Annotated in this window: 21 protein-coding genes; 10 read left to right on the top strand and 11 right to left on the bottom strand. The window is 71.1% G+C overall.

Annotated features, from left to right (window positions below; all coding sequences use genetic code 11):
* The first annotated feature begins 178 nt into the window (after window positions 1-178).
* Window positions 179-1,669 carry a hypothetical protein gene (locus ACFY0U_RS20635; protein WP_388637603.1) on the top strand — a complete coding sequence of 497 codons (1,491 nt, stop codon included), beginning with the start codon at window positions 179-181 and terminating at the stop codon, window positions 1,667-1,669.
* Window positions 1,670-1,704: 35 nt separating this feature from the next.
* Here the strand turns inward: ACFY0U_RS20635 and ACFY0U_RS20630 are convergent, their stop codons facing one another.
* Complete coding sequence (locus ACFY0U_RS20630; protein WP_388637600.1) at window positions 1,705-3,123, bottom strand: PP2C family protein-serine/threonine phosphatase; 1,419 nt, start codon at window positions 3,121-3,123, stop codon at window positions 1,705-1,707.
* A gap of 436 nt (window positions 3,124-3,559) precedes the next feature.
* Here ACFY0U_RS20630 and ACFY0U_RS20625 point away from each other — a divergent pair, with 436 nt between their 5' ends.
* The gene (locus tag ACFY0U_RS20625; protein ID WP_388637597.1) at window positions 3,560-3,973 is read left to right on the top strand and encodes an SsgA family sporulation/cell division regulator; all 414 of its coding nucleotides are present in this window, start codon (window positions 3,560-3,562) and stop codon (window positions 3,971-3,973) included.
* A gap of 13 nt (window positions 3,974-3,986) precedes the next feature.
* Here the strand turns inward: ACFY0U_RS20625 and ACFY0U_RS20620 are convergent, their stop codons facing one another.
* A complete protein-coding gene (locus tag ACFY0U_RS20620; protein WP_388637594.1) occupies window positions 3,987-5,084 on the bottom strand; it encodes a chemotaxis protein in 1,098 nt (365 codons plus the stop codon).
* A 171-nt stretch (window positions 5,085-5,255) separates the two neighbouring features.
* Between ACFY0U_RS20620 and ACFY0U_RS20615 the strand changes: the two genes are divergently transcribed.
* Together ACFY0U_RS20615 and ACFY0U_RS20610 are read left to right on the top strand one after the other, a co-directional pair.
* The gene (locus ACFY0U_RS20615) at window positions 5,256-6,674 is read left to right on the top strand and encodes a basic amino acid/polyamine antiporter (RefSeq protein ID WP_388637592.1); all 1,419 of its coding nucleotides are present in this window, start codon (window positions 5,256-5,258) and stop codon (window positions 6,672-6,674) included.
* Between the two features lie 30 nt (window positions 6,675-6,704).
* The gene (locus ACFY0U_RS20610) at window positions 6,705-7,961 is read left to right on the top strand and encodes an arginine deiminase (protein WP_388637589.1); all 1,257 of its coding nucleotides are present in this window, start codon (window positions 6,705-6,707) and stop codon (window positions 7,959-7,961) included.
* 1 nt (window position 7,962) lies between these two features.
* On the opposite strand, the gene ACFY0U_RS20605 is transcribed toward ACFY0U_RS20610, so the two are convergent.
* Window positions 7,963-8,376 carry a PaaI family thioesterase gene (locus tag ACFY0U_RS20605; RefSeq protein WP_388637586.1) on the bottom strand — a complete coding sequence of 138 codons (414 nt, stop codon included), beginning with the start codon at window positions 8,374-8,376 and terminating at the stop codon, window positions 7,963-7,965.
* A 79-nt stretch (window positions 8,377-8,455) separates the two neighbouring features.
* On the opposite strand from ACFY0U_RS20605, the gene ACFY0U_RS20600 reads away from it, so the two are divergent.
* A complete protein-coding gene (locus tag ACFY0U_RS20600) occupies window positions 8,456-8,881 on the top strand; it encodes a MarR family winged helix-turn-helix transcriptional regulator (protein ID WP_388637583.1) in 426 nt (141 codons plus the stop codon).
* A 144-nt stretch (window positions 8,882-9,025) separates the two neighbouring features.
* Here the strand turns inward: ACFY0U_RS20600 and ACFY0U_RS20595 are convergent, their stop codons facing one another.
* Window positions 9,026-10,582, bottom strand: coding sequence for an alpha/beta hydrolase (locus ACFY0U_RS20595; RefSeq protein WP_388637580.1), 1,557 nt, complete (start codon window positions 10,580-10,582; stop codon window positions 9,026-9,028).
* A 273-nt stretch (window positions 10,583-10,855) separates the two neighbouring features.
* On the opposite strand from ACFY0U_RS20595, the gene ACFY0U_RS20590 reads away from it, so the two are divergent.
* Window positions 10,856-11,506 carry a chaplin family protein gene (locus ACFY0U_RS20590; protein WP_388637577.1) on the top strand — a complete coding sequence of 217 codons (651 nt, stop codon included), beginning with the start codon at window positions 10,856-10,858 and terminating at the stop codon, window positions 11,504-11,506.
* 183 nt (window positions 11,507-11,689) lie between these two features.
* On the opposite strand, the gene ACFY0U_RS20585 is transcribed toward ACFY0U_RS20590, so the two are convergent.
* On the bottom strand, window positions 11,690-12,169 hold the full coding sequence (locus tag ACFY0U_RS20585) for a nucleoside deaminase (RefSeq protein ID WP_388637574.1): 480 nt from the start codon (window positions 12,167-12,169) through the stop codon (window positions 11,690-11,692).
* A gap of 144 nt (window positions 12,170-12,313) precedes the next feature.
* On the opposite strand from ACFY0U_RS20585, the gene ACFY0U_RS20580 reads away from it, so the two are divergent.
* Both ACFY0U_RS20580 and ACFY0U_RS20575 read left to right on the top strand, forming a co-directional pair.
* Window positions 12,314-13,090 carry a GNAT family N-acetyltransferase gene (locus ACFY0U_RS20580; protein ID WP_388637571.1) on the top strand — a complete coding sequence of 259 codons (777 nt, stop codon included), beginning with the start codon at window positions 12,314-12,316 and terminating at the stop codon, window positions 13,088-13,090.
* Window positions 13,091-13,147: 57 nt separating this feature from the next.
* Complete coding sequence (locus tag ACFY0U_RS20575; protein ID WP_388637568.1) at window positions 13,148-14,062, top strand: NAD-dependent epimerase/dehydratase family protein; 915 nt, start codon at window positions 13,148-13,150, stop codon at window positions 14,060-14,062.
* Here the strand turns inward: ACFY0U_RS20575 and ACFY0U_RS20570 are convergent.
* From ACFY0U_RS20570 to ACFY0U_RS20560, 3 genes are all read right to left on the bottom strand, one after another.
* Window positions 14,051-14,923 (bottom strand): GNAT family N-acetyltransferase, encoded by an 873-nt coding sequence (locus ACFY0U_RS20570; protein ID WP_388637565.1) that lies wholly within the window; start codon window positions 14,921-14,923, stop codon window positions 14,051-14,053. The genes ACFY0U_RS20575 and ACFY0U_RS20570 overlap by 12 nt on opposite strands.
* A 262-nt stretch (window positions 14,924-15,185) precedes the next feature.
* Complete coding sequence (locus ACFY0U_RS20565) at window positions 15,186-15,455, bottom strand: GlsB/YeaQ/YmgE family stress response membrane protein (protein WP_361488962.1); 270 nt, start codon at window positions 15,453-15,455, stop codon at window positions 15,186-15,188.
* A gap of 299 nt (window positions 15,456-15,754) precedes the next feature.
* Window positions 15,755-16,300: a hypothetical protein gene (locus ACFY0U_RS20560; RefSeq protein ID WP_388637561.1), complete on the bottom strand. Its 546-nt coding sequence runs from the start codon at window positions 16,298-16,300 to the stop codon at window positions 15,755-15,757.
* A gap of 111 nt (window positions 16,301-16,411) precedes the next feature.
* Between ACFY0U_RS20560 and ACFY0U_RS20555 the strand changes: the two genes are divergently transcribed.
* The gene (locus tag ACFY0U_RS20555) at window positions 16,412-17,173 is read left to right on the top strand and encodes an ArsR/SmtB family transcription factor (RefSeq protein WP_388637558.1); all 762 of its coding nucleotides are present in this window, start codon (window positions 16,412-16,414) and stop codon (window positions 17,171-17,173) included.
* Between the two features lie 60 nt (window positions 17,174-17,233).
* Here the strand turns inward: ACFY0U_RS20555 and ACFY0U_RS20550 are convergent, their stop codons facing one another.
* Together ACFY0U_RS20550 and ACFY0U_RS20545 are read right to left on the bottom strand one after the other, a co-directional pair.
* Window positions 17,234-17,674: an SPW repeat protein gene (locus ACFY0U_RS20550; RefSeq protein ID WP_388637555.1), complete on the bottom strand. Its 441-nt coding sequence runs from the start codon at window positions 17,672-17,674 to the stop codon at window positions 17,234-17,236.
* A 197-nt stretch (window positions 17,675-17,871) separates the two neighbouring features.
* Window positions 17,872-18,495 carry a sigma-70 family RNA polymerase sigma factor gene (locus ACFY0U_RS20545; RefSeq protein WP_388637552.1) on the bottom strand — a complete coding sequence of 208 codons (624 nt, stop codon included), beginning with the start codon at window positions 18,493-18,495 and terminating at the stop codon, window positions 17,872-17,874.
* Window positions 18,496-18,615: 120 nt separating this feature from the next.
* Here ACFY0U_RS20545 and ACFY0U_RS20540 point away from each other — a divergent pair, with 120 nt between their 5' ends.
* Window positions 18,616-19,638: a MerR family transcriptional regulator gene (locus ACFY0U_RS20540; protein WP_388637549.1), complete on the top strand. Its 1,023-nt coding sequence runs from the start codon at window positions 18,616-18,618 to the stop codon at window positions 19,636-19,638.
* A 15-nt stretch (window positions 19,639-19,653) separates the two neighbouring features.
* Here the strand turns inward: ACFY0U_RS20540 and ACFY0U_RS20535 are convergent, their stop codons facing one another.
* Window positions 19,654-21,027 (bottom strand): cryptochrome/photolyase family protein, encoded by a 1,374-nt coding sequence (locus tag ACFY0U_RS20535; RefSeq protein WP_388637546.1) that lies wholly within the window; start codon window positions 21,025-21,027, stop codon window positions 19,654-19,656.
* Window positions 21,028-21,062 lie beyond the last annotated feature (35 nt).

Genomic DNA, 21,062 nt, shown 5'->3' with positions numbered 1-21,062 from the left:
GCACCCTGGGGAATGCGTCCGTCATATGGCAGCGGCCGGGTCGGGGTGGCGCGTTCCTACCTGACACCCATCGCCCAGTGGCACACCATCTGGCGCACCCTGGCGAACCCTGGCGAATAGTCGCCCGGCAACTCTCACCGGGCTACTGTCAACTCAGCCGAGAACCTGGGGGCTTGACGTGAGCGGACAACCCAACACCCGACTCTCGGACCTGTTCGGCCTGGCCGGCTGGTCCAAGGGTGAACTCGCGAGGCTGGTCAACCGGCAGGCGGCGGCCATGGGCCACCCCCAGCTGTCGACCGACACCTCACGGGTGCGGCGTTGGATCGACATGGGAGAGATCCCGCGCGATCCCGTGCCCCGGGTGCTGGCTGCCCTGTTCACCGAGCGTCTCGGCCGTGTCGTGACCATCGAGGACCTCGGTCTGGTCCGGCACGGGCGTACGGGGAAACGGCAGGACGCCGGGAGTGTGGAACATCCCGACGGTGTGCCGTGGGCGCCCGAGCGGACCGCGGCGGTCCTCACCGAATTCACGGGAATGGACCTCATGCTCAACCGACGCGGCTTGGTGGGTGCGGGCGTCGCGCTCACCGCAGGATCCGCACTCAGCAGCGCCATGCACGACTGGCTGCACTCCGATCCGGCCCTGACGGCCGACGCTCCCAGGTTCGACGATCCATTGCACGCCGACCCCGCTGGGTTCGACCGCTACGAGGCCGCCCCCATCGGATCGCAGGAGATCGAGGAACTGGAGCGTTCCGTCGAGGTGTTCCGGGCGTGGGACGCGGCTCGCGGCGGCGGGCTGCAGCGCAAGGCGGTCGTAGGACAGCTCAACGAGGTGGGCGGCATGCTCGCCTACCGACATCCCGAACATCTCCAGCGGCGCCTGTGGGGCGTCGCCGCCAACCTCGCCGTCCTCGCGGGCTGGATGTCACATGACGTCGGCCTGGAGCCCACGGCCCAGAAGTACTTCGTCATCGCCGCCCACGCGGCCCGTGAGGGCGGCGACCGGCCCCGCGCCGGGGAGGCGCTCTCCCGAGCGGCTCGCCAGATGGTGCACCTGGGCCGGCCCGACGACGCACTCGACCTGATGAAGCTCGCCCAGTCCGGCTCCGGGGAACAGGTGCTGCCGCGCACCAGGGCGATGCTCTACACCATCGAGGCCTGGGCACAGGCGTCGATGGGCAAGGGGCAGGCGATGCGCCGCACCCTCGGACAGGCGGAGGACCTCTTCGTCTCGGACAAGGGCGATGTGCCACCGCCCAGCTGGATGCAGACCTTCAAGGAGGAGGATCTGTACGGCATGCAGGCACTGGCCTACCGCACGCTGGCGGAGCACGAGCCGACAGCGGCGGCACACGCCCAGCACTACGCGGAGAAGGCACTGGCCCTGCGGGTCGACGGACGGCAGCGGTCGAAGATCTTCGACTTCCTGTCGATGGCCTCGGCCTGCTTCATCGCGGACGACCCGGAACAGGCGGACCGCTACGCCCGGCTGGCCCTGGTGTCGATGGGGTCCAACTCCTCGCACCGCACCTGGGACCGGCTGCGCCAGATGTACCGGCTCACCGCCGAGTACTCCAGCTACCCGCGGATCCACGAGCTGAGGGAGGAGATCAAGCTGGCCCTGCCGAGGACGGTCAAGGGCGGCAACAGCGCACGGGCATAGGGGGTTTGTGCGCCTTCAGTCCTGATTGTTGATTCTCAGCCCGTCACCTTGGCGATGAGCACGCAGGCGTCGTCCTCGCGCTCGGTCTCGCCGAACTCCTCCACGACCGTCCGTACACAGTCCTGTGCGGTGCGCGCCTCGTCGAAGCGCGGGGCCAGGTCGAGGAGCAGACTCGCGGCCGCCATGCTGTCGTGCCCGGGCACCAGCCCGTCGGTGTGCAGCAGGAGCAGGTCGCCGGCTTCGAGGGGCTCTTCGGCCTGCTCGTAGGAGGCACCCGAGGTCGCGCCGAGCAGGACGCCGGCCGGTGCGTTCAGCCTGCGCCCCGTCCCGTCGCGGAACAGCAGCGGGGCGGGGTGTCCGGCCTGCGCCCAGGCGAGTGTGCGGGTCTCGGGCCGGTAGCGGCAGCAGATCGCGCTGCCGAGCGCGGGTTGCACGGTGGCGTCGAGTAACTGGTTGAGCCAGGACAGCAGTTGTCCCGGCTGGGTGCCCGCCATCGCCATGCCGCGCACGGCACCCAGCAGGGTCGCCATGCCCGAGGTCACGGCGACGCCGTGGCCGGTGAGGTCGCCGACGCTGAGCAGCATGTCGCCGTCGGCGAGTTCGAGCGCGTCGTACCAGTCGCCGCCGATCAACGCGCTCGTCGAGGACGGCAGATAGTGCGCCGCCAGGTCCAGGGTCTCGGGGCTTCGTCGCGGGAGCCGCAGGGAGCCGCGCCACGGCGGCAGCACAGCCTCCTGCAGCTCGACCGCGAGCCGGTGCTCGGTCTGCGCGCGGTGCTGGTGGTGCTGCAGCGAGTCACGGGTCTCGCTCACCACCCGTTGGCTGCGGCGCAGTTCGCTGACGTCCCGCAGCACGGCCCACATGGACGCGGTGCTGCCGTCGGCGTCGAGCACGGGCTCGCCCATCATGTGCACGGTGCGCACGGCACCGTCCGGGCGCAGGACACGGAACTCCCCGTCGATCGGCTTGGCGTCGACGAGGCAGTCCGTGACCATCGACGTCAGCTTCGGCCGGTCCTCGTCGAGCACCAGGGACGGCAGTTCGTCGAGGGTGAGCGGGGGAGCGGCCGGGTCGCGGCCCAGGATCTGGTAGAGCTCGCCGGACCAACTGGCCTCGTCCGTCAGCAGGTTCCACTCCGCGCTGCCGACCCTGCTGAGCAGGGAGTCGCGCCGGGGAGCGGTCGGGGTGGCGGCCGGCGGCTCGACCGGTGCAGGCGCGGGTGGGCCCTCCCGCAGCTGGGCCAAGTGCTCGTCGAGGTCGTTGAGTTGGTGCAGTGCCAAGTCGTACAGCGCGCGCTGCCAGCGTCCCTGCGGGTCCGATCCGTCGTCCTGCGCGTCCCGTCGTACGGCGTCCACGTCGCCCTTGAGCCGTCGCGTCTGCGATATGAGCGCGTCGACCGAGCCGCCACCTGGCGGCTGGGCGGCTGGGCGGTCCGCAGAGAGATGGGACGGCATGACGCGCTCCGATGCGGGGAGATACGACCAAGGCTGGCGGAGGGACCGTTACGACTGTGGCACAGCCCGCGACGCCCTGTAAGGGATTTGGCAACACACGATACGGTGGTGCTTCTGGCATATGCCACAGTCTTCACGGAGGGGTTTCCCCGTGTGATCGGCGTACGTCACCCGATGGGGCAAGTCGTAGTCAGCGTACGCGAGTTGACGGACCGTCGAGGCCTTCGGGTCGGCATTCATCTATGTGTTCGACGGCCCCGTGTTCGGGCCGTGCCATGGCTCGCACGCGGAGGGCTCGGCGGACTCGGGCGCCGGACCGACAGAGTGACGCAGGTCACATCAATTGATGCGGGCTTCGGCGTAATGCAAACGGCACTTGCGAGGTCGTACAGACATCGGCAATACGGCCGACCTCCGACCGCAGTGGAGACCGACCATGGACACCAGCCTCCAGCAGCCCGCCCACGGACGCCTGATCACCGCCGACGAGCAGGTGCTGCCCGTCCCCACGACGCTCCGCTACACCTCCGAGGACCCGCTCGCGGTGCACCTCGACTTCCCGCCCGAGGTCGCGCTCGACGGCGAGGTCGTCAGCTGGACCTTCGCCCGGTCCCTCCTGGAGGCAGGGCTGTGCGGCCCGGCGGGCGGCGGGGACGTGCACCTGTGGCCGTGCGGCCGGGACCGTACGGTGGTGGAGCTCCACTCGCCGTACGGGCTGGCCCTGCTCCAGTTCGACACCTCGGTCCTGCGCCGTTTCCTGCTGCGGACGTACGCGGTGGTCGGGGCCGGGCAGGAGGATGTGAGCGCGGAGGTGGACCGCGGTCTGAGCGCCCTCTTCGGGAGTGTCTGAGGGCGCTCTGGCGTCAGTACCGCAGAACCCCCGCGATCCCGTTCGCGTCGCCCAGCGTGCCGTCCGGTACGAAGCGGACGTCGGCGCCGGTCTCCAGACACTGCTCGACGATCTCGTCCACGATGTCCTCGCGGGCGTCGAGATCGCCGCTCATGGCGGGGACCAGATGGTCGCCGCCCTCGTCACGGACGGTCACCCGGTAGTTCTCCTCGACGGCCAGCAGACGTACGCGGCCCTCCCTGGCGCTCTGCCACACCTCGTCGACGCCGGCCGCGAACGCCCGGCGGCCGCGTGCCGTCTCGAGCTCGCGGGCCACGGCGGCGGTGTTCTTGCGGGTCTCGGCCTCCTGGAGAGGTCGTACGGCCTGCCACACCGCGTCCGGGGTGCCGTGCGCGAGACCGCCGTGCGGGACGTGGACGGCGTCCTTGGTGGCGGCGCCGACCTCGTCCAGCGCGGACAGCGCCGCGGTCTCACCCGTGATGTAGAGCGGCCGCGGATCCTCCCGCAGCAGCCTGCCCATCGCGGTGTCGGCATCCCGCAGGAAGTGACGGGTGCCCTCGTCGCGGAAGGTGCTCGGCAGATCGCCGATCCGCTCCTGGCGCTCGGCGTCGAAGTTCTCCCTGCTCCTGGTCAGCGGAAAGCCGCCGGCGCGGTGCTCGGTGACCCGGTCCGTGCCGCCGTTCCACAGCGTGACCTGGTCGGCGGAGACCGAGAGCACCCAGAACGGCCGCTCGGAGGCCTGCGCGGAGACGAGATTGCGGGTCAGGAAGGTGTCCGAGAGGACCACCCGTTCGGGTACGGCCCGGGCCAGTGACCACACCTGGTGCTCGCCCGGAGCGGCGAAGATCACCAGACCGTCCTCGGCATGGGCCAGGTCGACCTCGGAGAGTGCCTGGTCAAGTTGTCGTTCGACATCGGCGCGCCGCTCCCGGCTGACCGCGGGATCGGCCTCCAACTGCTTCTTGGCCTCGGCCACGACATTGCGCAGCCGGACCGGGTCCTGGGTGTTCTCGGGCTCCCGGCGATGTGTCGGTGTCAGCACGGACACGGCCGGATAGGGGCGCGGTCGCCGCAGTTCTGTGAGGGTCGTGGGACTGAGTGCGTGCTCCATATCAGCACGATAGGACCGATTGCCGGATAGGGCATTAGGGGCAACCAAGTCGGGCATTCAGGTCAATTCGCTGCTAGCGTCGCTTCAGTCGCCGGATGACGTTCTCCGCATCACCGAGGGACGGCCCTGTGCCGCGCACGACGGTGGTGCCCACACCGTCGTAGGACGCACATGACCCAGGCCGACACACAGACCCAGGCTCCCCCCGCCGCGAAACTCTCCCTCCCGACGCTCACCACCATGGTGGTCGGCTCGATGGTGGGTGCCGGTGTCTTCTCCCTGCCCCGCCGGTTCGCGCAGGAGACCGGAGTCGCCGGTGCCCTGATCGCATGGGCCGTGGCCGGTACCGGCATGCTGATGCTGGCCTTCGTCTTCCAGTACCTCGCGGTGCGCAGACCCGACCTCGACGCGGGCGTGTACGCCTACGCCAAGGCGGGGTTCGGCGAATACCTCGGCTTCTTCTCGGCGTTCGGCTACTGGGCGAGCGCCTGCGTCGGCAACGTGACGTACTGGGTGCTGATCATGTCGACGGTCGGCGCCGTCGCACCCGCGCTCGGCGACGGCGACACCGTGCTCGCCGTGGTGCTCTCCTCCGTGGGGCTGTGGCTGTTCTTCGCGCTCATCAGCCGAGGCGTGAAGGAGGCGGCGGCGATCAACCGGATCGTCACCGTCGCCAAGGTCGTGCCGATCATCGTCTTCGTCATCCTCGCGCTCTTCTATCTGGAGCCGAGCGTCTTCGCGGACAACTTCGCCGGCGCCGACTACGCCGGCTCGCTGTTCAACCAGGTCAAGGGCACGATGCTGGCCACCGTCTTCGTGTTCCTCGGCGTGGAGGGCGCCAGCGTCTACTCCCGGCACGCCAAACGCCGTGCGGACGTCGGCCGGGCCACGGTCCTCGGCTTCCTCAGCGTCTTCGCGGTCTTCGCGTCGGTGACGATCGTGTCGTACGGACTGATGCCGATGGCGGAGATCGCCGAACTGCGCCAGCCCTCCATGGCGGAGGTGCTGGAGCACGCCGTCGGCACCTGGGGCAAGGTCTTCGTCAGCGTCGGCCTGATCGTCTCCGTCCTCGGCGCCTATCTCGCCTGGACCCTGATGGCCGCCGAGGTGCTGTACGTGGCCGCCAAGGACGACGACATGCCGCGGTTCCTGAAGCGCGCCACACCGGCCGACGTGCCGGTGCCCGCCCTGGTGATGTCCACGCTGCTCAGTCAGATCTTCCTCGTCATCACGCTGTTCTCGGACGACGCGTTCAACTTCGCCCTCGATCTGACCAGTGCGCTGACGCTGATCCCGTTCCTGCTGGCGGCCGCCTTCGCGGTGAAGATCGGCTGGGGCGGGCAACGGGGGCAGGTGCTGATCGCCGCCCTCGCCACGGTCTACACCGCGTTCCTCATCTACGCGGCCGGCCTGAAGTTCGTCCTCGTCTCCTTCATCATCTACGCCCCCGCCACCGTGCTGTTCGTGATGGCACGCAGGGATCAGGGCAGACGGCTGTTCTCGCCGCGCGAGTACGTCATCCTCGCCGTCTCGGTCGCCGGCGCGGTCCTCGGGATCGTCGCGCTGGCCGTGGGCTGGATCAGCCTCTGACCCGCCAGTCGTCCGGAAAGGTGCCCCACCGTGACCAGTCAAGACTCCCGTCCCGCCTACGGTGTCCACTCCGAGGTCGGCAGACTGCGCAAGGTGCTGGTCTGCGCCCCCGGGCTCGCCCACCGCAGGCTCACCCCCACCAACTCCGACGACCTGCTCTTCGACGACGTCATGTGGGTGGAGAACGCCCAGCGCGACCACGCCGACTTCGTCAACAAGCTGCGCGAACGCGACGTCGACGTGGTCGAGTTGCACGACCTGCTCGCCCGGACGATGGACGTCCCCGGCGCCCGGGACTGGCTCCTGGACCGGAAGATCGTCCCCAACGAGGTCGGTCTCGGCCTCGTCGACACCACGCGCGCCTTCCTCGAGTCCCTCGAACCGGAGCGCCTGGCCAAGTACCTGATCGGCGGCCTCGCGACGACCGACCTGCCCGAGGAGTACCGCACCGGCTACGTCGAACTCGCCCGCGAGTCGACCGGTGTGCGCGAGTACCTGATGCCCCCGCTGCCCAACACCCTCTACACCCGCGACACCACGTGCTGGCTCTACGGCGGCCTCACGCTCAACCCGCTGTACTGGCCGGCCCGGCACGACGAGACGCTGCTCATGAAGGCGATCTACAGCTTCCATCCCGACTTCGCGGGCTCCACCGTCTGGTGGGGCGACCCCGAACTCGACTGGGGGCAGGCGACGTTCGAGGGCGGCGACATCATGCCCGTCGGCAACGGCGTCGTCCTGATGGGCATGAGCGAGCGCACCTCGCGCCAGGCCATCACCCAGGTGGCCGAGGCGCTGTTCAGGAACGGCGCGGCCGAGCACGTGATCGTCGCCGGCATGCCGAAGCTGCGCTCCGCGATGCACCTCGACACGGTCTTCACCTTCGCCGACCGCGACCTGGTCACCCTCTACCCGACCATCATGGACGGCGTCCACACCTTCTCCCTGCGGCCCAGCGACAAGGCGCCCGGTGTCGAACTCGTCGACGAGGGCTCGACGCCCTTCGTGGACGTCGTCGCCAAGGCGCTCGGTCTGCCCGGACTGCGGGTCGTGAAGACCGGCGGGGACGTCTACGCCTCCGAGCGCCAGCAGTGGGACAGCGGCAACAACGCGGTCGCCCTCGAGCCCGGCGTGGTGTTCACCTACGACCGCAACACACAGACCAACACCCTGCTGCGCAAGGCGGGCATCGAGGTCATCACCATCGTGGGCGCCGAGTTGGGGCGCGGCCGCGGCGGCGGACACTGTATGACGTGCCCGATCGTGCGGGACCCGGTGGAGTTCTGACCTAGCTCTTCGCGTCGATCACCGCGATGTTCCCCTGGGCCACCGCGCACAGCGTCCGCTGTCCGTCGGCGTCGACCGTGCTCACGTCGCAGCGGCTCACGACACGGGTGCGGCCGGCCCGCACCACCTGGGCGTGTGCGCGCAGGATCGCGCCCGTCGCCGGGCGCAGGTAGTCGATGGTGAAGCCGGAGGTGATCAGGCCCGGCCCCACCACGGTGGCCGCGGCGAGCGTCAGTGTGTTGTCGGCCGCGTAGGAGACCACTCCGCCGTGGACGAAGCCGTACTGCTGGAGCAGGTCCTGCCGGATGTCCAGTTCGAGGGTGGCCTCGCCGTCCCCGAACTCCGTCACGCGGGCGCCCAGCAGGGTGCTGAAGGGCTGTTCCGCGAGGACCTTCCGTGCGAGGTCCAGATCCATCGTCAGGCCCGCCTCTCCCTCTCACTTCACTAGTGAAGTGAGGGTGGCGCGGCTCGATGTCGTCTGTCAAGATCGGCCCATGGTCGAGCCGGATCAGCGTCTGTACTACCTGTTGCAGCGGGCGGCACACCGTCTGCGCACCACGCTGGACCGGCGCTGCCTCGCCGCCGCAGGTGTCACCACCGCGCAGCTCGGTGCGCTGTTCGCCGTGCGGGAGGAGCCCGGCATCACTCAGCAGGGGCTCGCGCACACCCTCGGGCTGCGCGAGTCCGCCGTCACCGGACTCGTCGGACGCCTCACCACGGCGGGGCTGCTCTTGCGGCAGGCCCACCCGAGTCAACACCGGGCCGTGGTCCTGGAGTTGACGGAAGCCGGCGAGGCGGCCCTGAAGGCGGCCCAGCCCGAGATCGACCGCTTCAACGCCGAAGCACGTGCCCTGCTCGGCGACGACGGCTTCGGGCGGACCGCGGACGCCATGAACCGCCTCGCGCACTGGGAAGAGTGAGCCCAGGCGAAGAAGTCCGGACCGGCCGGTCGGCGCTCTGGGCCTGCCGCGGCCAACGACGGCGTACGGCGGACGGGCTCACCCGAGGCCCAGCGCCCGGTCCGCAGCCGCTGACGAGGGCTGCCCCGGTGACGGCGACGGACGTCACTGGCCGTCCTCCTCCGAACCGCACGAACTGCCGCTGGGCGGCAGGGTTCCGTACAGGAGGAAGGTGTCGATCTTGCGCTGCACGCACGTGGAGGAGGCGTATCCGGTGTGCCCCTCGCCCTTGTTGTCGAGCACGACCGCCGAGTCGCCGAGCCGCTTCGCCGTCTCCACGGTCCAGTGGTACGGCGTCGCCGGGTCGCCGCGAGTGCCCACGAGGAGCATCTTCGGGGTGTCGACGTCCCGGACCTCGTCGCGGATGAAGTCGGTGCCCTTGGGGCGGCCGTAGCACGTCAGCACCTCGGTGAGACGGTAGCGGCCGAAGACGGGGGAGGCGTCCTCGTACTCGGCGCGCAGCCGGCCGAGGTCGCGGGTGATCTCGTCGGCGGTGGGCCGGTCGGGGTCGTCCGCGCAGTTGATCGCCATGAGCGCCGCCGGCAGGTTGTCCAGCGGGATCTCGTCCACGTCGGCGAGATCGCCGTCGTCGCGCGCACGGACGGGGATCGTGATCCCGCCCGTCGCGAACGCCTCGATGCCCCGGGTGTCCCCGTCCTCGATGAGCTGGGCGAGGGCCCGCTCCAGCAGGGGCCACAGTTCTCTGCTGTAGAGGGCCTGTCCGATGGCTCCCACGAGGTCCTGGCCGGTGAAGTCGTAGCCCCAGTCGGACGGCACCGGATCCTGGTCGAGCGAGTCGACGAGCCGGACGATCTGCTCCCGGGCCTTGCGCGGATCCTGGCCGAAGGGACAGGCGATGTCCTCGGTGCACCAGTCGATGAAGTCCTCCAGGGCGATCTGCTGACCCTCCGCACCCACCCTGCCCTGCTCGGTGAGCGGCTCCGTGAGCGTGTCCACACCGTCGAGCACCAGCCGGCCGACCTTCTCGGGGAACTGGGCGGCGTAGACCGCGCCGAGCCGGCTTCCGTAGGAGAAGCCCAGGTAGTTGAGCTTCTTGTCGCCGAGGACCGCGCGTATCACGTCCATGTCGCGGGAGGCGTTGACCGTGCCGATGTACGGCAGGACGGGGCCGGAGTGCTCGGCGCAGGCCGCGGCGACCCGCTTCAACTGCCGCAGCAGCGCCCGCGGGTCGTCGTCGTCCTGCGCCGTCGCGAGCGCCGCGTCGGTGCCGTCTCCGCAGCTGACCGGCGAGGACCGGCCGACGCCGCGCGGATCGAAGGACACGACGTCGTAGCCCTTGGCCAGACCCAGGAACTCGTCGCCGCTCGCGGCGAGTTCAGCCACCCCGGCGCCACCGGGACCGCCGAAGTTCAGCAGCACGGAACCGCTCGACTCCCCGGTCGCCCGATAGCGGGCCAGGGCCAGTTGGAGCGTTCCCGAGGCGGGCTCGGTGTAGTTGAGGGGGACGGTGACCTTGCCGCACCGGAGATCCTCGGGGGCCTCCATGCCCTCGCACTTCGACCACCTGACCTTCTGGTCGTAGAACCGTGAGAGGTCGGGCCCGTCGCGGTGGGTGGTCGCCGCCGGGAGCCCCGCGCCCAGCAGGGCGAGGGCGACCGCTCCGGTCACCACGCAGCGCCGCGTGGACAGCTTGGCCAGCATCGATGCCTCCAGGGGCGCCCGCCGCGGACCACGAGAACAGCGCCCTGGATCACGATAAGCGGCCCCCGGAAGCGCCGCCTCCGGACGAGCGGGCCGGCGCGGAGTGCCTTATCCTGCGCCACTCCATGGGCATTCGACGGTTTTACGACTAGTTCGACAACCGTGCCGCTCGATGGGGTGAAAGGCCGATAAGCCATAACTCGGATGGTTCGCCTGCGTTTTACGTCATGCGGGCGAGTGCCCGCGAACCATGTTCTGGAAGGCAGGGAACCTATGAAACGGGTTACCCGAAACGGTGTGATCGCCGTCGCCGCCGTGTCCGGCGCGATGGCTGTGGCGATGCCCGCGTACGCCGACTCCGCGGCGGACGGTGAAGCGGCCGGCTCGCCCGGGGTCGTGTCCGGCAACACGATCCAGCTCCCGGTGCATGTCCCGGTGAACGTCTGCGGCAACACCGTGAACGTGGTGGGGCTCCTCAACCCCGCCACGGGCAACACCTGTGTGAACGAGGGCGGCGAGGCCGGCCCGGCACCCGCGGGCGCCGCCGCACAGAGCAGCGGAAAGGATTCACCGGGGGTGGTCTCCGGCAACGGCGTCCAGCTTCCGGTCCAGCTCCCGGTGAACGTCAGCGGGAACGGGGTGAGCGTGGTCGGGATCGGCAACGCGGCCACCGGCAACGAGTCCGTCAACACCCCCGGCGACCAGCCCGAACAGCCCCCGGCGAAGCCGACGCCCAAGCCGGACGCCGCCCCGCCGAAGGCGCACCCGGGCCCGAAGGCCGACGAGCCCGGGCCGGCGCGGCCGGTGACCTCGCTCGCCCACACCGGAGCGGACCAGACGCTCCCCGCCGTCGTGGGCAGCGCCGCGCTGGTGCTGGGCGGGGCCGCCCTGTACCGCCGCTTCCGCCCGCAGTCGGCGCGCTGACCGCTCCCCGCGGAGACGGAAGGCCCCACCGGGCGACGACCGGTGGGGCCTCCGCCGGCACCGGCCGATCACACGCGGACCCGCTTCTCGTCAGGACGCCGGAGCCCACCCGTCGGTCACCGCGGCGAGCGGTACCGTGCCCGCCCGGTGCCATACGCCGGTAGAAGGCCCGGATCGCGGGTGTCACCCCCGGTGGAACCGCCGGTGCAGCGCGTGCACCTCCTCGGCGAGCGCCGGCACCGGGCCCTCCACGGTCACCCCGGGCGCCACCTCGTGCACGGGCAGGGTCCGCACCGGAGGCGCCGGCACCTCCCACTCGTCCAGCCATTCGGCCAGTTGTTCCGAGGAGGCGACGTAGACGATGCGGCCGAGGCCCACCCAGGCGTGAGCGGCCGCGCACATCGGACAGTGCTCGCCGGAGGTGTAGACGGTCGCCGCCGCCCGCGCCTCGGGCGCCATGTGGGCCGCGGACCAGCGGGCCAGCTCGAACTCGGGGTGGCGGGTGCGGTCCCCGGACGCCACCCGGTTGTGGTCCTCGGCGAGCACCTCGCCGTCCGCCCCCACCAGCACCGAACCGAACGGCTCGTCCCCCGCCTCCAGGGCCTCGGTGGCCAGCTCCACACAGCGGCGCAGATACGGCAGCTCGGCGTCCTTCACGACCATGACGTACGACCCTTCCGGCGGTGTGATCTTCGATCAGGCACCCTACGTCCATCGCGCGCGGGCGCGAAGGCGTGGCGCCCGTACGGCCCGGTGATGGCCCGTAAACGTGTTGCCGCACGGGCTCCCTGGTGCTGGAGTGAACCCATGGATCACGTCGCGGTACTCGCCCTGTACGACCGGGACATGCGTGAAGGCGCGCAGCCGGACAGTCCCGAGTCCCGGATCGAGCGGGTCGGCAAGGTGGTCCGCCAGGTCTCCTCGGAGCGGGGCTGGAACGGCGTGGTCTGGTCGGATCTGGATGCGGGCGGCGCGGACGCGGCGATCGCCGAGCAGATCTCGTACTTCTCCGGGCTCGGACGTGAGTTCGAGTGGAAGCTCTACGGGCACGATCTGCCGGTCGACCTGGGGCAGCGGCTCAGGGCGGCCGGGTTCACCGCGCAGCCCGAGGAGACCCTGATGATCGGCGAGGTCGCCGATCTGACCCTCGACGCCGAGCCGCCCGAGGGCATCCGTGTCCTGCCGGTCACCGACCGGGCGGGCGTCGACCTCGTCGCGGACGTGCACGAGGCGGCCTTCGGCACCGACAGCACCCGGCTGCGTCACCAGCTGCTCGCCCAGCTCACCGCCGACCCGGACACCGTGGTCGCCGTCGTCGCCCTCGCCGGGGACACCCCGGTCAGCGCGGCCCGGATGGAGCTCGTGCCGGGCACCAGATTCGCCGGTCTGTGGGGCGGCGGCACCGTCGAGGCCTGGCGCGGCCGCGGCATCTACCGCGCCCTGGTCGCCGTGCGGGCCCGCGAGGCCGTGGAGCGCGGCTACCGCTATCTCCAGGTGGACGCCATGCCCAGCAGCCGCCCCATCCTGGAACGCCTCGGCTTCGAGCCGCTGACCACGACGACGCCGTACCTCCACACGCCGTGACGTAGGTCATGTCCCCCGGGATGTCACATCCGCGGGCGCTCGATCCGTCCCCATGACATGACGACGAACCAGAGCATCCTCCTAGCCGGCGCCGGCGGAGTCCTCGGCCGGCACATCACCCAGGCCCTGACCGAGGCGGGCCACAAGGTCACCGGGCTCGGCCGGAGCCAGGGCAACGGCATCCGGGCCGACCTCATGGACCGCGACGGACTGCTGAAGGCCGTCGACGGACACCACTTCGACACGGTGATCCACGCCGCGACCGCCCTGCGCAAGGCCCCCATGCGCCACCGCGACATGTACGCCACCGACGCGCTGCGCACCGAGGGCACCGCCCATCTGATCGAGGCCGCGCAGGCCGCCGGGGCCCGCCGTTTCGTGTCGGAGTCGATGGTCTTCGGCTACGGCTACGGCGACCACGGCGACCGGGAGGTCACCGAGGACGACACCTTCGGCCCGCGCGGCACCGACCCGGAACTGGAACGGCACCTCGCCGGCATGCGCACCAAGGAGCGGCTGACCTTCGAGGCCGAGGGCCTGGAGGGCGTCGCCCTGCGCTACGGCGCCTTCTACGGCCCCGGCGGCACCGAGAACCTGCTGCCCATGCTCCGCAAGCGCCAGCTGCCCCTGCCCGCCGACCACGGCCGGGTCCTGCCCTGGATCGAGCTCACCGACGCGGCCCGCGCGATGGTCGCCGCCGTCGAACACGGCCGCCCGGGCCAGGCGTACAACATCGCGGACCGCACCCCTCTGGGGTTCCGGGGGCATGTCGCCCGCGTGGCCGAGGAGTTCGGTCTGCCGAAGCCGATGACCGTCCCGATGTGGCTGATGCGGCCGATGTCGTACGCCCATGTGCTGGTGGCGTCGTCGCTGCGGGTCTCCATCGCCAAGGCGGAACGGGAGCTGGGGTGGACCCCGGTGTACGCGTCGAGCCAGGAGGGCCTGGCGGCGCTGCGTGCCTCACAGGTCTAGCTGGTACTCCACGGCCCGGTGCGTGGGCAGATAGCCGAGGGCATCGTTGACGGCGAGCATGGGCGCGTTGCTGTCCGCGGTGTCGGTGAGCAACCCGGCGAGTTCCGGGTGGCGTTCACGGGCCCGGCGGATGGACGCCGCCTTCATCCAGCGGGCGAGGCCACGGCCGCGGTGCGCCGGCAGCACCGCCGTACCGTAGTGCTGTCCGTCGCCCCGGCCGTCGCCCGGCACCACGAGCTCGGAGAAGCCGACGATCGATCCGCTCGCCGTGTCCACCGCGGCGACGGTGTGCAGGAGTTCACCGCGCCCGGCGACCGCCTCGGCCGCGGCGACCACCCGCTCCACGTCCCAGACGACCGTGCCGTAGTCGGTGCCCTCCATCGGCATGTCGTCCATGGCCCGCCGTGAGTCGGCGTACGACCGCGCGAGTGCGTCCGGCACGACGCCGTCCCACTCGGTCAACTCGTAGCCTGGGCAAGGCTGTTCTTTGACCGCTGCGGCATCTCCTTCGGCCAGCGCGAGCCTGGCGTATGTCAGCGACAGCACCGGGCGAAAGCCCCGCGCCGACAGGAACGCGTCAGCGGGGGAGCCCTGTTCGGCCTGTGCGACGACGGAGCGCCGCCCGTCGGCCCGCGCCGCGGCCACGGCGGCCTCCAGCAGCCGGGTGCCGATGCCCCGCCGCCGTTCGGCGCCGTGCACGGCGATCTCCAGCTCCGCGAGATGCTCCTGTCCCGCCTTCGTGAACAGCCGCAGGAAGGCGGACCCTGCCGGTGCTCCGTCGGCCGCCGAGGCCAGCCAGGCCAGACGGCGGCTGGAAGCGCCGGGTGCGGGGTCGGTCAGCGGGATGACGCGCAGGCTCAACGGGGCTCCGTCGGGGGCTGGTCGGGCGGTGGGCCGCAGAAGCAAACCACCGCCGGACCGTGCCCGCAACGGGATTTCGTGCCACCGGTCGCACCCGCCGCACCTGTCTGCCGTACTTGCCGCAACGGTCGTGCCCGTCACACCCATCGTGCCGGTCACATCCACCGTGCGCCTCACACCACTGTGCTCGTCACACTCGCCGTGCGCGTCACATGCGCAGTGCTCGTCACACCCGCCGTACCGTCGAACCCGTCGCGCCCCGTCAGCGGCGCGCCCTCGGCCGCGACCGGTCCAGCGCGGCGACGCCGAGCGCGGCGAGGCCGATCTGGATGAGCCACTCGACCCAGTCGATGCCCTTGGTGTCGGCCACGTCGAACCCCGCGGCGATCGCCGAGCCGAGCAGTGCGGCCACGATGCCGACGACGATGGTCAGCAGGATCCCGATGCGCTGCCGGCCCGGGATCACGAGCCGGCCCAGCACACCGATGACGATGCCGATCACGATCGCGCTGATGATGCCCGAGATCTCCATCTCCGCCCCTCTTCTCAAGACCCCCGCAGTAGTTCGGATGCCCCCGGGGCGCGCGTACAGTCCGTTCGGTTTCAACCACCGGTCAACAGCGCGTCAAGCTCTGGCCCGGTCTCCGAAGCGATGCCTGTTCAGTTCCTGGCTTGCCATGCACCGTCCACCACACCGCCCCGCTGGGCCAGGACTCCTCGCCCTCCGCGGAAACCACTACCAGCACCGCCTACGACACCCTCAAGGTGCAGGTGGCACGGAGGGTTCCACGCTCCAGACGTCGTTCGTCGTCGACGACACGGCGCTGAACGTCAGCTGATCCGCGCCGGAACCCATCCGGTGGCGGCCACCACCTCGGCCGCGATGTCGATCACGGTGCGCCCGGCGGTCCCCACCCGCAGGGTGCCGGCGGGCGCACGCTCGTCCAGCAGCCGTGCCTTGCGTGCGCTGTTGCGCAGTTCCGTGTCCAGTTCGGAGCCCAACTCCCGTCCCGTCAGCCGCCGTTCGGTCGTCTCGTCGGTCGCGGTGAGCAGGACCCGGACGATCCGCACGGCGTCGCCCATCGCCCGGCGGAACATCCCCGTCGCCTCGTCCAGGACGCTCACCGTGTTCACGTACACGAGCCGCCGGTAGCCGAGTTCGGCGTAGTTGCGCCACACGGCGGTCAGATTGCGCTCGCCGATCGCCGCCCGGTGCGGATCCCCCTCGGGTGCGGGGTGCACCTGCCCCATGAAGTCCCCGTCGATCACGGCGTGCGCGACCTCGGCGCCGCGCAGCCGCGCCGAGACCTCCCAGCCCACGCTCGTCTTGCCGACACCGGCGCGGCCGCCGATGAGCAACACCTCGCAGTGATCCATGGGAGGAGCGTGGCAGCCGCCCCTGCTCCCGGACACCTCTTTATGTGCCGCGTTGACATGCAGGTAAATACCTGCATAACGTTGAGTGTGCGATCAGGGAGCGACTCCGGAATGGACCAGGTCTTCAAGGCGCTGGCCGACGACACGCGCAGACGGCTGCTGGACCGGCTGCACGAGCACAACGGTCAGACGCTCGGGGAGCTGTGCGGGCGGATCGCCATGACGCGCCAGTCGGTGACCCAGCACCTGGCCGTCCTGGAGGCCGCCAACCTGGTCAGCACCGTGCGGCGGGGGCGGGAGAAGCTGCACTACCTCAATCCGGTCCCGCTCCACGAGATCCAGGAGCGGTGGATCGACAAGTTCGAGCGCCCGCGCCTGAGCGCGCTCGGTGCCGTGAAGCGACGAGCCGAGGAAGCCATGACCGACAAGCCCACGTTCGTGTACGTCACCTACATCGAGAGCACACCCGAGAAGGTCTGGGACGCCCTCACCGACGCCGACCTGACCGCGGCCTACTGGGGGCACGGCAATGTCTCCGACTGGAAGCAGGGGTCCCGCTGGGAGCATGTACGGACGGACGGCTCCGGCATCGCCGACGTCGTCGGCACCGTCGTGGAGAGCGAGCGTCCCACCCGCCTCGTCACCAGCTGGGCCGCGCCCGAGGACGAGGGCCAGGACGACAAGCACTCCCGGGTCACCTTCGACATCCGGCAGCACGGCGACATCGTCCGGCTCACCGTGACCCACGAGAACCTGGCCGACGACAGTGAGCGCGCCGCCGCGGCCGCCGGCTGGGCGGCGGTGCTGTCCAACCTCAAGTCGCTGCTGGAGACCGGCAGTCCGCTCCCGCAGGAGCCGTGGCTGGTGCCGTGACCGGGAGCGGCCGGCCCGCGGGGCGCGGACCGGCCGGGGTCGCTTCCTCTCCGGGTCTTCCTACGTCCTGGGGGTGCTCTTCGCCGCGGTGACCGCGCACATCAGCCCCAGGATCAGGGCCAGGGCGCCGATGATGATGTTGTTCAGGATGACGCCGGCGTCCGGGCTGTCGCCCACGATCCACGCCGAGACGATCATCCACAGTCCGACCGCGCAGAAGGCCCAGCTGAGGCCGTACATACGCTCCGGAGCCCGGGTGAACCCGAGGGCCAGCAGGCCGATCGCGATGCCCACGATCAGGTTGTGCGGCACGAGGTCGGGCTGGCTCGTCGTGTAGTGGAGTATCCAGGGGGATACGGCACAGTACAGACCGAGCAGGAACACCGGTCCGTCCACGAGCGCCACATCGCGACCGCCGAGCATACGGGCGTACCGTGCCCGCATTTCGGAAACATCGGGGTGGCTGGTGATGTCACCTCTGGTGGGCGAGACGTTGGCCATGACTCGTCTCCTTTGACTTGCAGGCCAGACCGCGTCTGGTGCGGTGTGCGGTAAGCGCCGCGCAGGTACATTCTGCGCTTATTTTTCCCTTATGTGTAGAGGTCACGACAGCCTCCGGGGAGCACCGACTCTCCCCGGAGGCTGTCGTGTCTCCTTCTTCCGGAGCGGGCCCGGCGGCGGATGCGGGGGCGTGCCGCCTAGCCGAACGCGTCGTCCCGCAGACGGCGGTGCAGCAGGTGAAGTCCGCGCCGCGCGTGGCTCTTGACCGTGCCCAGCGGCCAGCCGGTGCACTCCGCGATCTGCGACTGGGTCAGGTCCTCGTAGAAGGCCAGCCTCAGGACCTTCTGCTGGGCCGAGGGCAGCTTCGCCAGCTCCTGCCGGACCAGGACCCGGTCCAGGACCCGGTCCAGGACCGACTCGGGCTCCCGCGCGGAGGGATCCGTGAGCGGCAGGGAGGAGCCGGCGGCGGCGAGGAGGTCGGTGCGGCGGGTCCGGGCGGCGAGCGCGTCGGCGATCTTCCGCCTGGTGATGCCGACGATCCAGCCACCGAACGCGCCCCGCTCGGGACGGAATCCGCCGCGGCCCCGCCACACCCCCAGGAACACCTGCTGGGTCACGTCCTCGGCCTCCCTGCGGTCCCCCAGGGAACGCCAGGCCAGGGTGTGCACCAGCGTCGACCAACGGCGGTAGGCCGCCTCCAGGCACGCCTCGTCGCCGGCCACCAGGCCCCGGGCGAGCTCCTCGTCGGCGTACGACTCCTCCACCGGTGCCCACAGCGAAGCGGCGGCCGACGGGAGCGCGGCGTTCCGCTGCTGGCTCATGGCGACCGCTCCTCACGTCGGGACGTCTTCCGGACGCGTCCTGTCAGCCATCGTGGAAGCGGTCGGGCGAGGTCATCAACGTGCATCGATTCTGCGTCGTATGCGTCGTACAGTCCCCCCATGACTGAGCCGTCGGCCGGACCGGGGCCCCAGCCCCCACCGGGACCGTCCCCGGAGAGCGCCGACGTGCCGCTGACGACCGGTGCGCTGGCCCGGCGGCTGGGGGTCTCGCCCACCACGCTGCGTTCCTGGGACCGCCGCTACGGCATCGGGCCCGCGGTGCGCGCCGACGGACGCCACCGTCGCTGGAGCCCCGGGGACGTCGAGGTACTGGAGAGGATGTGCCGGCTGACCTCCTCCGGGGTGCCGCCGGCCGAGGCCGCCCGCCTCGCCAAGCGGGCGCCGGGCTCCCCGCCGGCCGTCGTCGGCGTCCCCGAGGAGTCCCGGCCGCGGTCGCGGGCGGCGGGCACACTGCCGCTCGGCGATGTGCGCCAGGAGTGCCGGGGGCTCGCGCGAGCCGCCGTGCGGCTCGACGCCCCCGCCGTCGAGCGTCAGCTGGAAGCCGCCGTGGAGCGGTACGGAGTCACCGTCGCCTGGCAGGAGGTGATGGTGCCCACGCTGCACGCGGTGGGGCGCAAGTGGGCGTCGTCCGGCGACCGTTACGTGGAGGTCGAGCATCTGCTGTCCTGGCATGTGTCGACCACGCTGCGCCGGCGCACACCGTCCGCCGCGCTTCAGGGCGGTGCCTCGGCCGCCGGGCCCGTCGTCCTGGCCTGCGCGCCCGGTGAACAGCACACCCTGGCGGTCGAGGCGCTCAACGCCGCGCTGTGTGAACTCGGCCTGCCCACCAGGATGTTCGGTGCGGCGGTGCCCGGCGAGGCGCTCACCGCCGCGGTACAGCGGCTGGGTCCCGTGGCGGTGTTCCTGTGGGCGCAGGCACGGTCCACCGCCGGCCTGCCCCTGGCCCGGCATGTCGCCGGCACCTCGTGGGGCGTCAAGGGCGCCCGGCGACAGCCCCTGGTGGTGGTCGGCGGACCCGGCTGGTCGGGACCGGCGACGCGCGAACTGCCGCGCCCGGCGACCCTGAAGGACGCGGTCGGGATCCTGGCCGGCGCGTTCGCGGGCATGAGCGGACGACAGTGACCGTGCGGGCCCGCCTCAGCCGAGTCCGCGGGCCCGCTTGAACCGGGCCAGACCGTCGGACAGTTCGACGATCGGGTCCGGATAGTCGTCGATCGCCGCGCGGTCCAGGCCGCGCAGCTTCCACGGCTCGTGCACCGAAGGGGCGTCGAGGCCCGCCAGTTCGGGCACCCAGCGCCGGACGTACGCTCCGTCCGGGTCGTATTTCCTCGCCTGGGTGACCGGGTTGAGAACCCGGTTGGGACGGGAGTCGGTGCCGGTGCCCGCCATCCACTGCCAGTTGAGCTGGTTGTTCGCCAGGTCGCCGTCGACCAGGAGCTCCAGGAAGTGCCGCGCGCCGACGCGCCAGTCGACGTACAGCGTCTTGGTGAGGAAGCTCGCGGTGAGCAGCCGGCCGCGGTTGTGCATCCAGCCCTCGTGGCGCAGTTGGCGCATCGCCGCGTCGACGACCGGGAAACCGGTACGCCCGTCCTTCCAGGCCTCGATGTCCTCGCGCGCCGACTCCTCGGACCGCCAACGGTCGTGCTTCGTACGGTAGTCGGCGGTGGCGGCGGCGGGGCGGGCCGCGAGGACCTGACGGTGGAAGTCCCGCCAGGCGAGCTGTCGTACGAAGGCCTCGGCGCCCGGTCCTCCCGCCTTGCGCGCCCGGTGGACCAGTTCGACCGGGGACAGGGTGCCGAAGTGCAGATGCGGCGAGAAGCGCGAGGTGGCGTCCCCGGCCAGGTCGTCGTGGCGGTCCTCGTACGCGGCGATGCCGTCGCGCAGCCAGGAGGTCGTACGAGCCCGGCCCGCCTCCTCCCCGCCGGCCGCCAGGCCTTCCGAGAGGGCCGGCAGCCGGCCGCGGTCGGGCAGCCGCTCCGAGCCGACGCCGTCCGGGACCCGGACCGCGCGCGGGGCCGCGACGGGCTCGCGCAGCCGTACGCCGCTCCAGTGCCGGAAGTACGGCGTGAAGACGGCGAAGTGGTCCGAGGAGGCCGGTGCCACCGCGCCCGGCGGGACCGCCGAGGTCACGGTGTCGTGGACGTGGAGCCGTCGGCCCTCCGCCTCCAGCGCGTGTCTGAGCCGCTGTTCGCGCCGGTGCGCGTAGGCGCTGACGTCGGCCGCCATGTGGACCTCGTCGGCGTCCGTCTCGGCGGCCACCTTGCACACCTCCTCGACGACGTCACCGGAGCGGATCACCAGGCGGCCGCCCCGCTCGCGCAGCCCCGCGTCGAGATCCCGCAGACAGTCGGCGAGGAAGGCCAGCCGGTTCGGCGCGGCGAACCCGGCGTCGGTCACTCCCCGGTCGCGCACGAACAGGGGGATCACCTCAGCGGCCTCGTTCGCAGCCCGCAGGGGCGGGTGGTCGTGGAGGCGCAGGTCGGCGGTGAACAGGACGATCGAGACGGTCATGGTGCGGGCTCCGGAGGAGGGGGCGACGGGCGGTG

The sequence above is a fragment of the Streptomyces sp. NPDC001536 genome, from assembly GCF_042894505.1.
GTDB lineage: Bacteria > Actinomycetota > Actinomycetes > Streptomycetales > Streptomycetaceae > Streptomyces.
This window is presented reverse-complemented; position numbering and strand designations above follow the sequence as displayed.